Consider the following 13188-nt stretch of genomic DNA (forward strand, 5'->3'; position numbering starts at 1 on the left):
CAGAGAGCCTGAATACCCCGATACACCTAGGTTATATGGTGCATCGCATGATGCGTACGATCTGGTTGCGGTTCCTCTCCGGCCCCGATATCGACGCGTTGGGCATCGGTACGGCCGACGTGATCGCGGCCGTCGAAGCCGTGGTCGGGGCACACGGCCGAGGCGAAACCGTGTTCGAACCCCGTACGCATCTGGTGCCTCGCAACGACGGCGCTGGCCACTTCAACGTGCTGCGCGGCCACGTCGACACGCTGGGCGAACGCGGTCTGAGCGGCGTGAAGATCGTCGGCGATTTCGTGCCCAACTACCTGCAGGGCCTGCCGAGCGAGCTGGCCATGATGACCGTTTTCGATCCTACGAACGGCGTGCCGCTGGCGATCATGGACGCGACGCTGATCACCGAGGTGCGCACCGGTGCGATGACCGCCGTGGGCGCGAAGCACCTAGCCCGGCCCGACTCGAGGATTCTGGGTCACGTCGGCGCGCGCGGCACGGCGTTCGCCAACGTCACCATGCTCGACAGCCTGTTCGAACTCGACGAGATCCGGGTGACCAGCCGCCGCCCCGAGTCGCGCGAGGCCTTCGCGGCCCGCCTGCGCGAGGTGATCGACACACCGGTTCGCGCGGTGGCCACGGCCGACGAGGCGTACGAAGGCGCCGACATCCTGGTCGAGGCGTCCCGACTGGAAAAGCCCACACCCCTTCTGCGTACGGCGGCAGTGAAGCCGGGCGCGTTCGTCGTCCCCTACGGCACCATCAGTGCTGTGGAGATCGACCTTCTGGACGTCATGGACAAGGTGGTCGTCGACGACTGGCGCGAGTCGCGTTCGGGCCGTTTCGGGGCGTTGCGCGCGCACGTCGACACCGGCCGCCTGAGCGAGGAGACGCTGCACGCCCAGATCGGCGAGATCGTCAGCGGCCGCAAGCCGGGACGCGAGAAGCCCGACGAGCGCATCCTGTTCTGGCATCGCGGTCTGTCGATTCTCGACGTCGCGCTGGCCCACCTCATACTCACGCGCGCCGAGGCCACCGGCACCGGCACGATGCTGCGCTACCGATGACCGTACGGCGTATCGCCCGCCCGGATGACCTCGACAGCTCGGTCATCGTCGACATCGCGCGGGGCACCGGCCGCATCGAGCTCGCCGACGACCTCAAGCACGCCCTCGTCGTCAGCCGGCGGGCCACGCTCGACGATCTCGCGGGCGACCGGCTCGTGTACGGGGTCAACACCGGCATGGGGGCGCTGTCGGGGGTGCGGCTGGACGCCGCGGCGCAGGCTCGTCACCAGGACACGCTGATGACCGGGCGTGCGGTCGGGTCGGCGCCGTGGCTGCGCCGTGACCAGGCCCGCGCCTTGATCGCGGCCCGGCTGCGCACGTTCCTGCATCCGTCGGCGGGCGTGTCGGTGGGGTTGTGCGAGGCGCTCGTCGACCTGCTCAACGACGACATCGTGCCGGCGATCCCGGCTCGGGGCAGCGGCGCGGCCGGCGAGATCATCCCGCTGGCCCACGCGGGTTCGGTGCTGCTGGGCCGGGGCGAGGTTCTGGAACCGGGCGACCCGCCGCCGCCACGGTCGTTCGGGGCCAAGGAGGGCATCGCGTTCCTCGAGGGCGTACCCGGCCTGACCGGGATGTCGGCGCTGGCGAGCCATGACGTACGCCGGTTGTTGCCGCAGGTCGTGGTGGCGCTGGCGGGCTCCCTCGCGGTGGCGGGCGCGAGCCGTGACCCGTTGCACCCGGCTCTGGCCGACAGCGTCGAGCTGGGCGCGGTGCTCGACGATCTTCGGTCGCTGCGTGGCGACGGGCCGGTGAATGCGCTGCAGGCGCCGGTGTCGTACCGGGTCAGTGCCCCGGCTTTGGCCGTGGCGATGCGGGCCGTGAAAGAGCTGGACGCGGCGGTCGATCGGGCACTCGGCGCGGTAACCGACTCGCCGGCCCATCTCGGTGGGGAGTTCGTGGGCACGTTCGGGTTCGCGGGGACCGAGCTGGCGGCCGCGCTGGGGGCGCTGACCACGGCTCTCGTGCATCTGGCCGAGCTCGGGGCCGCCCGTCTGCACCGGCTGCTCGACCCGGCGGTCACGGGGCTGAACCGGCAGCTCGCCGCTTCTCCCGGAGTGGACGCCGGTCTGGCCGGAGTGCACAAGCGGGCGGTCGGGGTCGCGCACCGGCTGCGCCGTTTCGCGATGCCCGCCCTGGTCGGCGCGATGGAGACCTCGCTCGGGCAGGAGGATGTGCAGAGCTTCGGTTTCGAGGCGGTGGAGTGCGTGAACGAGGCGATCACGGGGTTACGCGACGTGCTCGCCTGTGAACTGCTGGCGCTTGTCCAGGCCCGACGGCTCAGCGCTTCCCTCCCCAGCGGCGCGCCCGCTTCCCTCGCCCTCACCGAGATCGATGCCGCTCTGCCGGCCGGGACGACCGACCGCCCCTACGGCCGCGACCTGGACAAAATCGTCGAACTGCTCGAAAGCGGCTCAACATCGGCAGTGGCGTCCCGGTCGGCCCGCGTGCTCGAATAATCGGCGCCACCGCGATGAGTTCCGGCCGGGTCGCGAGTCTGACCCGGTGACCCGATCTCTTCATCGTGGAGGACACCATGCCCGAAAATCTCACCGGCCGCCCGCCCGTGGTCGACCAGGCCACCTGGCAGGCGGCGCGCGACGAGCTCCTGCTGCGCGAGAAGGCGCACACCCGTGCGGGCGACGTCATCGCCGCGGCCCGTCGCCGGCTGCCGATGGTCGAGTTCGACGCGACGGTGAAAGTTGTCGGACCCGACGGGCCGGTCCCGTTTCTCGACCTGTTCCAGGGCCGCGACGAGCTCGTGGTCTACAAGCACATGTGGCACGACGGGGCGCCGCACCAGGGGCAATGCGAAGGGTGCACGTGGGCGGCGTGGCACCTGAAGGACGCCGCCTATCTCAACGCGCGCGGCGTGTCGTTCGCGATCGTGACCACTGGCGAGTGGGATGAGGTGGCCGATTTCGTCGAATTCATGGGGTACGAGCAGCCGTGGTACTCGGTGCGTGACATCGACGGTCCGGCGGGTGGCGAGATGGGCTACACCTCGATCTATCTGCGCGACGGTGACCGGGCGTTCCTGACCTACGAGACCACCGGCCGCGGCAACGAGGTCTTGAACAGCACGTTCGCGTTGCTGGACATGACCGTGTACGGCCGTGGCGAGAACTGGGAGGACAAGCCGGAGGGCTGGCCCGAGAGTCAGGGAGCGTGCTGGTATTGGCGCACCGACGTGAACGGCGAACCGACCTGGGGCGGGACCGGCCGCCCCGTTCCCCAGTGGACCCGCCCCGGAGTCACCCCCGAGAAGACCCTGGGCCGCAAGGGCCACCACCACTGACGCTGGTCACCGGCGCGGCTTGCTGGTCGAGCCGCGCACGACCAGTTCGGGACGGAAGGTCGGGCCGGTCGAGGGGGTGGCGAGCTGGTCGATCGCCGCCCGCACGATCGCGTCCTCGTCCCAGGCCATCGTCGTCAACCCGGGCTCGACCAGGACGGCGAGCTGGTGATCGTCGTAGCCGACCACGGACAGGTCCTCGGGGATGCGCAGCCCGGCGTCGCGGGCCGCCCGATAGACGGCGAAGGCCAGGGAATCGCTGAGGCAGAAGACCCCGGTCGGCCGCCCGGCGCGGGCCAGCAGGATCGATACGACGTCGACGGCATCGGTGGTGGCGGCGGGCGCCGAGATCTCGACCAGCTCGACCCCGAGTCCGGCGGCGATCTCGGGCGCCAGCAGCTGGGCCGGGCGCCCCGGCGTCGACGGCAGCGCGGGCGTGAGCAGGCCGATGCGGCGATGCCCGAGCTCGGCCAGGTGGCGGAACGCGGTCTCGACCCCGCACCGGTTGTCGAACAGCACGCACCCCGACGACGGTCGAGCGGTGAGCGCGTCGCCGAGAGAGACCACCGGGATCTCCGGGCCCAGCAACTGCCAGTAGTCGGCGGACGGGTCGACCGGCGACACCACGGCCCCGTCCACCCGCTGGGCGACGAACTGCTCGACGATCATCCGTTCCTGCTCGGGGTCGGCATCCGCGTCGGCGATCGTGGCATAGCGCCCCTCGCTGCGCAGGGCCCGCGTGAGCAGCACCGACAGGTCTTGTTGCCACAGGTCGCGCAGCGATCCGGAGACCCCGATCGATCCCGTACGCCCACTGGCCAGCGCTCGCGCGATCGGGTCGACGGTGTAGCCGAGTTCGTCGGCCAGTTCCCGCACCCGGCGGATCGTGTCGGGCGAGCCCCGCACCCCGCGCAGCGCGTAGGAGGTGGCGGCGAGCGACAGCCCGGCTGCGGTGGCCAGGTCCTGCAGCGTCCGTCGACCGGGCTGCCGTGACATCGGCCGAGGGTAACACCGAGTGGCGGCGTCCCGGTGCCTGAGAACACATTGCGTACGGGGGTAGGGAAGCGCTTCACTTCGGGGAGGAGTGAAGCGCTTCACCTGCCTGTGGAGGAGCCGCGCTGATGATCGACTGCCATCAGCACCTATGGCCTGAGCGACTGCTCGACGCCCTCCGGCGGCGCTACTCCCCACCGTTCCTGCGCGACTGGACGCTGCACCTCGCGGGAGAAGACCCGTGCGCGATCGATCCCCGGGCCCACGACGTCGAGCGGCGGCGGGCGGCCGAGCTGACCGAGGGAACGTCCCGGGTGCTGCTGTCGCTGTCGAGCCCGCTCGGCATCGAACATCTGCCCGCCTGCGAGGGCGCCGAGCTGATCGCCATCTGGCACGAGAGCGCAATCGAGCTGAACGACCCGTTCCACCTGTGGGCGGCCGCGCCCGTGACCGATCTCGACCCCGACGGCCTGGCCAAGCTGCTGCGCGAGGAGCGCGTCGCCGGCCTCCAGCTCCCGGCGACCGCGCTGGCCGACCCGGCCGCGATCGCGCACGTCGGCCCCCTGCTCGCCGAGGTCGAGCGCGCCGGCAAGCCGGTCCTGATCCACCCCGGCCCGGCGCCGGCCTGCGATCCCGGCCTGCCCGCCTGGTGGCCGGCCCTGGTGCCGTACGTGTCGCAGCTTCACCAGGCATGGGCGGCCTGGCACGTGGCGGGCCGCGCCAGCCATCCACGGCTGCGCGTCGGTTTCGTCGCCCTCGCCGGCCTGGCCCCGCTGCACCACGAACGTCTGGCGGCCCGGGGCGGCACACTGGGGATGGTCGACCCGAACGTCTTCTACGAGACGTCTTCGTACGGCACCCGCGCGATCGACGCGATGACCCGGGTGGTCGGCGTCGACCCCATCATCTCGGGCTCCGACCGCCCCTACGCCGACGCGACCGACCCGGGCCTGGGCGCGGCGTTCACCCACGCCCTCTTTCAAGCAAACCCGCACCACTTCCTGACCGGAGAGCCGCGATGCTGACTCATATTGACGACGCTATCAATATTGATCGCGTCAATATTGACGGGACGAGCATCAACATTGACGACGCGATGCCCACGGCTTGGAGACCGTCGACCCGGGCGTGCGCGGGAGCACTCCGATGACGGTCATGCCGGCCCTGCCCGGCCGGGTGCTGGAGCCGCGCGAACTCAGGCGCTGGGTCGACGATCTCGCCGGCCGGCCCGAACTGTGGCAGCACCTGGTGCGCCACGACGCGGGCCGGCGGCACTACGCGTCGCTGCACCGCGACACCGACATCGACGTCTGGGTGCTCTGCTGGAACGTCGTCGACGACACCGGCTGGCACGACCACGACACGTCGTCGGGCGCGGTCGCCGTGGTGCGCGGCGCGGTCACCGAGGCCACCCCGCGCATGGGCGGCGACCCGGTCACCCGCGTGGTCACCGCCGGGCACACCTTCGCCTTCGGGCCCGACCACATCCACCGCATGGCCGGCGCGGCCGACGGCTCGGTCTCGGTCCACGCCTACTCACCGCCGCTGTGGCGCATGGGCCAGTACTCGATAAGCCCGTCCGGCATCCTCCGCCGCCGCACAGTCAGCTACGCCGACGAACTCCGCCCGATCGACGGCTGACCGCACGCCGCCCGATCGACAGCTGACCGCGCCCCGCCCCGATCGACAGCTGACCGCGCCCCGCCCCGATCGACAGCTGACCGCGCTGTCTAAAGAGCCTTCAGGATCGAGGTCTGTCCCCGGGCCTTTGCAGGCCTGATCGTTGATGCAGGGCCCCGATCGCGTTTGTACGCCAGATCGTTGACGTAGGCGCCTCGATCGCGTCCATACGCCAGATCATTGACGTAGGGGTCTCGATGGCGTTCCAGGGGCCCAGATCCAGGACCTCGAATTGATCCAGGGCGGGGAAGGGCCTGCTTGCCTGAAGTAGGGATCTGTCGTCCGGCTTGACCACTTGTCAGCGCGACAAGCAGCACGGCACGGCACCACGACATCAGCGCCACAGGTGGTGGATCAAGCCCCGGGTGATCCGCCGGATGGAGCTAGGTCAGGTCGATCGGTGAATGGTCGAGCACGGCGCCCAGCTCCGGCAATAGGTCGGCCGCGCGGGCGAGGTCGTCGCCCAGGGGGCGGTCGGATTCGTCGGGGTCGAGGGCGTCGGCGGCCATGTCGAAGGCGCGCCGGGCCAGGCCTTCCGTGAGGCGGCCGGGGGCCATGCGCAGGGCGCGCACGGCCGCGATCAGCTCGGCGGCCAGCAGGGTCGGGGCGAGGGCGGTCATCGTGCGCAGCGAGCGGGCCCCCTGGGTCGCGAAGCTGGCGTGTTCCTCCAGGCCGAGCGAGATGCTCAGTGTGCCCGCCGCGGTCGGGGTCATGCCGACGCGGATCTCGGTCAGCAGGTCCTGCACGACGTATTCGCTGATCATCAGGCCGGAGCTGCCCGCGGGGCCGGCCGCCAGGAACGCGCGCAGTCCGGTCAGGTCGGGGCGCATCAGCAGGCCCAGCCGGGCTGTGGACAGCGACAGCACCGGCAGGAACGTCCCGCGTACCGCGTCCAGCATGGAGGCCAGCGTCGCCGTGTGGAACTGTCCGTGATGGCGTACGCCGTCGGGGGTGACCAGAGGGTTTTCCACAGCCGCGTTGATTTCGGCTGTCAACACGTCGTGCAGTGAGCGCGCGGCGTGCACAGCCGGCGCGGTCACCTGGGGCAGAACGCGCAGTCCGAACGGGTCTTGGATGCGCGCGGGCGCGCCGCTGCCGGCCACCAGCCGTTCCAGCAGGGCGGCGACTTCCACCTGGCCGGGGTGGGCGCGGGCCGAGTGCACGCGGGGGTCGTACGCCTCGGGGTTGCCCCTGAGCGCCAGGAAGCTCAACGCCGCCACGACGACCGAAGCGCGCAGCTGGCTCTGCACGTTGTGCAAGGCGAGCGCCGCCGTAGCCACCGTCACCGCGCTCGAACTGATCATCGGCAGCGCGTCCGTGGGCCCGATCGCGACCACGGGCGCCGATCCCGACTGCCACGGCCGTTCCCCCGCCAGCGTCAGCCCGAGCTCGGCCAGCGCGGCCAGATCTCCCGTGCCGATCGCGCCCCACGAGTGCATCGTCGGCACCGCGCCCCTGCTCAACGCCTCGGCCAGCGCCGCCGCCACGGCCCGCGACACCCCCGACCCGCCGGCCAGGATCTGGTTGAGCCGCGTGGTCATGGCTGCCCTGGCCGTGACGTCGTCCTCCACCGGCCCGACCGCCGCGCAATGACTGCGCAGCAACCGCAACCCGTGGAAACCTTCGTCCACACTGTTCTCGTGCCGGTTCGCGCCCACACCGGTGTTCGCGCCGTACACAGCCCCCTGTGCACGGGCTTCCTGCAGCCGCGCGTGCCGCTTCTCGACCCTCCACAGGGCGGCCGGGTCGACCTCCACCGCGCACCGGCCGGACGCGATATCCACAAGACGACCGATGGTGAGGCTCCGGCCGTCCAGTCGTTCTACCTGCATGCGCTCACCATCACACGTGTTGCCGAACCGTAACGGCTGTTCGTGACCGTTGACACCCTATTCACTACCACGGAAGTATGAATAGCGGTATTCACCGCGAGCCGATAGACCGGGAGCGCCATGATCACATTCGATGACGTCGTGAAGGTCTACCCGGGCGGCGGCACCGCAGTCGATCATGTCTCGCTGGAACTTCCCACCGGCCGCACGACCGTCCTGGTCGGACCGTCCGGCTGCGGCAAGACCACGTCGCTGCGCATGATCAATCGCCTGATCAGCCCCACTTCGGGCCGCGTGCTCATCGACGGGCAGGACGTCGCCCAGCAGGACGAGGCCCTGCTGCGCCGCGGCATCGGCTACGTGATCCAGCACGCGGGCCTGTTCCCGCACCGCACCGTGCTCGACAACGTCGCGACCGTGCCCGTGCTGGTCGGCAAGACCCGCCGCGAGGCCCGCGCCGCCGCGCTGGGCCTGCTCGAACGGGTCGGCCTCGATCCCGCACTGGCCAAGCGCTACCCCGCGCAGCTCTCCGGCGGCCAGCAGCAGCGTGTCGGTGTCGCCCGCGCGCTGGCCGCCGACCCGCCGATCATGTTGATGGACGAGCCGTTCAGCGCGGTCGACCCGGTCGTCCGCGAGGGCCTGCACCGCGAGTTCCTGCGCCTGCAACAAGACCTCGGCAAGACGATCGCGATGGTCACGCACGACATCGACGAGGCCATCAAGCTCGGCGACGTGGTCGCCATCTTCCGCCAGGGCGGCACGCTGGCCCAGGTGGGCACGCCTCAGGAACTGCTCGCCGACCCGGCCGACGGGTTCGTCGCCGAGTTCGTCGGCCGCGACCGGGGCCTGCGCAGCCTCTCCTTCGACACCGCCGCCGACCTGCCGGTGAAGCCCGTACCCGACGACCTGGAACTGGACGGCGCGGGCCGCCCGGTCGGGTGGCGGAAGACAAACGAGACAGTGCCGACCGGCGGCACGTTCACCAAGACCGACTCCCTGCGCCTGGTCACCGACCTGGCGATCCTCTCCCCCGTGGGCATCGCCGTACGGGTCGGCGAGGACGGCGCGGCCGACGGCGTCGTGCGCCACCGCGACCTCGTCGACCACCTGGAGGCCCGTCGCTCCTCATGATCACCTACCTGCAGAACAACTCCGAGGTGGTGCTGGCCGCGCTGCGCCAGCACATCGCGCTCGCCCTGATCCCGGTCGTGCTCGGTTTCCTCATCGCCCTGCCGATCGGCTACCTCGGCGTACGCGTGCCGTGGCTCTATCACCCGCTCGTCAACGTGTGCGGAGTGCTCTACTCGATACCTTCGCTGGCCTTGTTCGTCTTCCTGCCCGTCCTGCTCGGCACCAAGATCTTGTCGCCGCTGAACATCGTGGTCGCGCTCACGATCTATACCGTCGCGCTTCTGGCCCGTACGGTCGCTGATGGTCTTCGGTCGGTCGACGCGCTGGTCATCGAGTCGGCCACCGCGATGGGCTATCGCCGGGTGCGCCGCCTGGTCGACGTCGAACTACCCGTGGCCCTGCCGGTGATCCTGGCCGGTCTGCGCGTCGCCACCGTCGCGAACATCAGCCTGGTCAGCGTGGGCGCGCTCATCGGCGTCGGCGGGCTCGGTCAGCTCTTCACCCGCGGCTTCCAGCTCTTCTATCTCGAGCCGATCCTGGTCGGCATCATTCTCAGCGTGCTCCTGGCCGCCGTGGCCGACCTGATCATCGTGCTGATCCAGCGGGCCGTGACACCGTGGACCCGATTCGCCGGGAGCCGGGCATGAACCTGTCATACCTTTTCGACATCACCCACTGGCAGCTCGATACCGCCGGCAGCATCCCGCAACTGATCCTCTCCCACCTCTGGTATGTCTTCCTCGCGCTCGCCATCGGCACGGCGATCGCGCTGCCGGCCGGGCTGTACATCGGGCACACCGGCCGCGGCTCGTTCCTGGCCATCAACGCGGGCAACGCCGGCCGGTCCCTGCCCACGCTCGGCCTGCTCATGCTCATGGTCACCCTGTTGGGCCTGGGCCTGCTCCCGGTCCTGATCGCGTTGACGGTCCTGGTGATCCCGCCGATCCTGACCTCCGCGTACGCCGGGTTGCGCTCGCTTGACCAGCGGGTCGTCGACGCGGCCCGGGGCGTCGGCATGCGGCCGTGGCAGGTCCTGTTCAAGGTGGAGCTGCCGATGGCGTTGCCGGTGCTGATGAGCGGCGTGCGCAGCGCCGCCCTGCAGGTCGTCGCCACCGCCACCGTGGCCGCCGCCGTCGGCCTGGGCGGGCTGGGCCGGCTGCTCATCGACGGCCTGGCCGTCAACGACTACTCCCGTGTGCTGGCCGGCGCCATCGTCGTCGCGGTGCTGGCCGTCCTGCTCGACCTGGTCCTCGCGCTGACCCAGCGCTGGATCGTCTCCCCCGGTCTCCGGGTCACTCGATGAGAAGAGGTCCACGAATGTCACGGATAAGTCTGGCCATCGCCGGCATAGCCCTCACCCTCGCCCTGACCGCCTGCGGCGCCGACAGCGACCCGCTCGCCACCGACACCGGCGGCGGGAGCGCGGCGCCGGGCACCATCACGGTCGGCTCGGCCAACTTCGCCGAGAGCGAACTGCTCGCCGAGATCTACTCGCAGGCCCTGGAGGCCAAGGGGGTGAAGGTCAAGCGGCAGTTCAACATCGGTGCCCGCGAGCTCTACCTCAAGGCGCTGCAGGACGGCTCGATCGACCTGCTGCCCGAGTACAACGGCGCGCTGCTCTCGGCGTTGTCGACCGGGGGCGCCCCCGAGGGCGTCAGCAACCCCACCGACGTACTGGCTGCTCTGAAGAAGGTGTTGCCGGGCGGCACCGAGGTGCTCGAGCAGGCCGCCGCCGAGGACAAGGACACGCTGACCGTCACGCAGGCGACGGCGACCAAGCACAACCTCAAGACGATCGACGACCTGAAGCCGGTCGCCGGTCAGCTGCGCATCGGCGCGGGGCCGGAGTGGCAGGAACGCTTCCAGGGTCTCAAGGGACTCAAGCAGGTGTACGGGGTCGAGTTCAAGGAGTTCAAGCCGCTCGACGCCGGTGGCCCGCTGACCGTCAACGCGCTGCTCAAGGGCCAGATCGACGTCGGCAACATCTTCTCCACCGACTCGGCGATCACCACGAACAAGCTGGTGGTGCTCGAGGACCCGAAGAACCTCTACCTGGCCGAGAACATCATCCCGCTGATCCGTACGTCGGCCAACAACCCGACCGTGAGCGGGGCGCTGAACGCCGTCTCGGCCAAGCTGACCACCGAGAACCTGACCGCGACGCTGGCCAAGGTGCAGGTCGACAAGCAGGACACGGCCGCGGTCGCCAAGGGCTGGCTGACGGAGAACGGGCTGCTCTGACCGGTTTCTGGAGGGATGCCGTCTCGGCGGCATCCCTCATTCTCGTCGCGATCGGCCGATAGGAGGAGACGTCTGCCGCTGCGACGTTGAGGACCCGAAGAGGATGACGGCTACCGGCCCCCGCCGCTGGATCGGCCTCGTGCTGGTCCTGGCCGCGCTGCGGCTGACCGGCTCACCTCGACGGGCGGACCAGCCCGTTCACCAGGCCCGCCCCCACCAGCCAGCTCACAGCGACGATCAGCACGAGGCGTTCCACGACGGCGCCGAAGTCGCTGCGGCCGACGAAAAGCATGGTCGCCCCCAACGCGGCCCCGAGCGGCACGACCAGCACGAGAGCCCCCGCCGCGAGCCGTCTCATCACCGGCCGCGGATCGGTGAACCAGATCAGGACCATCGCTGCGGCCAGCACGATCATGCCCACGACGGAGGCGGTGGCGTGCACGATGTCGGCCGGGGTGGACGGCTCGTAGGGCGGCAGCGGACACGTGTCACTGCAAGCGACGAGCCCCGAGGTGGCCGCCAGCACCGCCGCGATCACCAGGCTGGCGCTGACGAGCCGCATCCGCCGCAGCGCCAGCCCGAGCAGAGCCACCCCCACGGCCAGCAGCACAAGACCGCTTCGGTACGTGATCGCGTACGGTTGCCCGCCCGTGCCGGCCTCGCTGACATATCCGTCCCACCACCCGCGCGGCCCCACCACCAACGCGACCAACATCGTCACCGCCCCCGCGGCGACGCCGAGGGCCGCACCGAAACTCGCCCTGCTCACCCCACCATCATGATCGACCCGCCATCGGTCACCGTATCGAGGACCCAGGTGACCCAGCGCTCATCTCCCTCCGGCTGCCGTCCGGTGGGGCCGGGACGATGATGAACGCATGTACGCGTGGCAGGTGGGTCAACCCGGCCCGGACGTCGAGCGGGCGCTGAGCCGGGTCGAGATGGAGACTCCCCGACCCGCGGCCGGTGAGCTGCTGGTCGCGGTGGATGCCTGCGGCGTGTGCCGGACCGATCTGCATGTGGCGTCCGGCGAGCTGCCGGTGCACCGGGCGTCGGTGGTGCCGGGTCACGACGTGGTGGGTCACGTGACCGAGGTCGGCGACGGGGTTTCCGATTTCCGACCCGGCGATCGCGTGGGAGTGGCCTGGCTCCGCGAGACCGACGGCACGTGCCGTTTCTGCGGACGCGGCAGGGAGAATCTGTGCCCGGCCTCCCGCTACACCGGCTGGGACGCCGACGGCGGCTACGCCGAGTTCACGACCGTACGCTCCGACTTCGCGTACGCCCTGCCAGACGGCTACTCCGACGAGGAGCTCGCGCCCCTGTTGTGCGCCGGGATCATCGGCTACCGAGCGCTGCGGCTGGCCGACCTGCCGCCCGGCGGCCGCCTGGGAATCTACGGCTTCGGCGCCTCCGCGCACCTCACCGCCCAGGTGGCGATAGCTCAGGGCGCCGAAGTCCACGTCCTGACCAGATCAGCTCGAGCCCAGCGCCTGGCCCTGGACCTGGGCGCGGCCTCGGCCCGGGACGCCTCACCGTGACCCCTTACCCGATGTCGGCCGCCGACCAGGCCCTGTCCGACCTGGCCGCCGGCCGTGTGAACGGCGCCGCCGTGCTGAGGCCCTCCCCGACCTCCTACGTCGGCCGTCGCCTCGAAGCCATCGGCGAAGACCACGCCGACCCGGCCGTGTGAGCATCGTCGCGCGTCATTCGATGCTCTGACGGCATCGCGCGCATGACCCCGGCCGAGCAATCGCGCTGACCCTTGATATCGACGCGGCATCACGGCGGCGGCCCCCAAGCCGGCCGCGTTGAAGTTCCGGCTGGGTCGGGCGAATCCGCGGGTCCTGGACGTCTGGTCAGCCGGTTTCATCCGTCCGGCCGAAACGCGGCGGCAAACGCTGTCTAATCAAGGACTTCACGCACCCACCCCCACCACCCGGGCCGAGGCTGGGGG

14 protein-coding genes are annotated in these 13188 nt (G+C 70.4%); 11 read left to right on the top strand and 3 right to left on the bottom strand.

The genetic code is table 11. The features are described from left to right. Positions 1-47: 47 nt before the first annotated feature. From EER30_RS22805 to EER30_RS22815, 3 genes are all read left to right on the top strand, one after another. On the top strand, positions 48-1061 hold the full coding sequence (locus EER30_RS22805) for an ornithine cyclodeaminase family protein (protein WP_240670244.1): 1014 nt from the start codon (positions 48-50) through the stop codon (positions 1059-1061). Continuing rightward, positions 1058-2518 (top strand): aromatic amino acid lyase, encoded by a 1461-nt coding sequence (locus tag EER30_RS22810; protein WP_127502549.1) that lies wholly within the window; start codon positions 1058-1060, stop codon positions 2516-2518. The genes EER30_RS22805 and EER30_RS22810 overlap by 4 nt, the downstream gene beginning before the upstream one ends. Before the next feature lie 77 nt (positions 2519-2595). Further along, positions 2596-3357 carry a DUF899 family protein gene (locus EER30_RS22815; protein ID WP_127502550.1) on the top strand — a complete coding sequence of 254 codons (762 nt, stop codon included), beginning with the start codon at positions 2596-2598 and terminating at the stop codon, positions 3355-3357. Positions 3358-3363: 6 nt separating this feature from the next. Here the strand turns inward: EER30_RS22815 and EER30_RS22820 are convergent, their stop codons facing one another. Further along, positions 3364-4350: a LacI family DNA-binding transcriptional regulator gene (locus EER30_RS22820; protein ID WP_127502551.1), complete on the bottom strand. Its 987-nt coding sequence runs from the start codon at positions 4348-4350 to the stop codon at positions 3364-3366. 125 nt (positions 4351-4475) lie between these two features. Here EER30_RS22820 and EER30_RS22825 point away from each other — a divergent pair, with 125 nt between their 5' ends. Then, complete coding sequence (locus tag EER30_RS22825) at positions 4476-5372, top strand: amidohydrolase (RefSeq protein ID WP_240670245.1); 897 nt, start codon at positions 4476-4478, stop codon at positions 5370-5372. 121 nt (positions 5373-5493) lie between these two features. Beyond that, positions 5494-5988, top strand: a complete 495-nt coding sequence (locus EER30_RS22830) for a cysteine dioxygenase (protein WP_127502553.1) — start codon at positions 5494-5496, stop codon at positions 5986-5988. 422 nt (positions 5989-6410) lie between these two features. On the opposite strand, the gene EER30_RS22835 is transcribed toward EER30_RS22830, so the two are convergent. Beyond that, positions 6411-7859 (bottom strand): aromatic amino acid lyase, encoded by a 1449-nt coding sequence (locus EER30_RS22835; RefSeq protein ID WP_127502554.1) that lies wholly within the window; start codon positions 7857-7859, stop codon positions 6411-6413. Positions 7860-7979: 120 nt separating this feature from the next. Here EER30_RS22835 and EER30_RS22840 point away from each other — a divergent pair, with 120 nt between their 5' ends. The 4 genes from EER30_RS22840 to EER30_RS22855 are packed head-to-tail and all read left to right on the top strand — an operon-like array spanning position 7980 to position 11231. Next, positions 7980-8990: an ABC transporter ATP-binding protein gene (locus EER30_RS22840; RefSeq protein ID WP_127502555.1), complete on the top strand. Its 1011-nt coding sequence runs from the start codon at positions 7980-7982 to the stop codon at positions 8988-8990. Beyond that, entirely contained in the window at positions 8987-9637 is a 651-nt protein-coding gene (locus EER30_RS22845; protein WP_127502556.1) for an ABC transporter permease, read from the top strand. The genes EER30_RS22840 and EER30_RS22845 overlap by 4 nt, the downstream gene beginning before the upstream one ends. After that, positions 9634-10293, top strand: a complete 660-nt coding sequence (locus EER30_RS22850) for an ABC transporter permease (protein ID WP_127502557.1) — start codon at positions 9634-9636, stop codon at positions 10291-10293. The genes EER30_RS22845 and EER30_RS22850 overlap by 4 nt, the downstream gene beginning before the upstream one ends. 14 nt (positions 10294-10307) lie before the next feature. Further along, on the top strand, positions 10308-11231 hold the full coding sequence (locus EER30_RS22855; protein WP_127502558.1) for an ABC transporter substrate-binding protein: 924 nt from the start codon (positions 10308-10310) through the stop codon (positions 11229-11231). 172 nt (positions 11232-11403) lie between these two features. Here EER30_RS22855 and EER30_RS22860 read toward each other — a convergent pair whose 3' ends face one another. Then, positions 11404-12000, bottom strand: coding sequence for a DUF998 domain-containing protein (locus EER30_RS22860; protein ID WP_127502559.1), 597 nt, complete (start codon positions 11998-12000; stop codon positions 11404-11406). A gap of 109 nt (positions 12001-12109) precedes the next feature. On the opposite strand from EER30_RS22860, the gene EER30_RS22865 reads away from it, so the two are divergent. Continuing rightward, complete coding sequence (locus EER30_RS22865) at positions 12110-12772, top strand: zinc-binding alcohol dehydrogenase family protein (protein ID WP_205650369.1); 663 nt, start codon at positions 12110-12112, stop codon at positions 12770-12772. Then, positions 12769-12924, top strand: coding sequence for a hypothetical protein (locus EER30_RS48000; RefSeq protein WP_205650370.1), 156 nt, complete (start codon positions 12769-12771; stop codon positions 12922-12924). Before EER30_RS22865 ends, EER30_RS48000 begins: the two co-directional genes overlap by 4 nt. Positions 12925-13188 lie beyond the last annotated feature (264 nt).

It is taken from the genome of Actinoplanes solisilvae (assembly GCF_003999975.1).
GTDB classification, from domain to species: Bacteria; Actinomycetota; Actinomycetes; order Mycobacteriales; family Micromonosporaceae; genus Actinoplanes; species Actinoplanes solisilvae.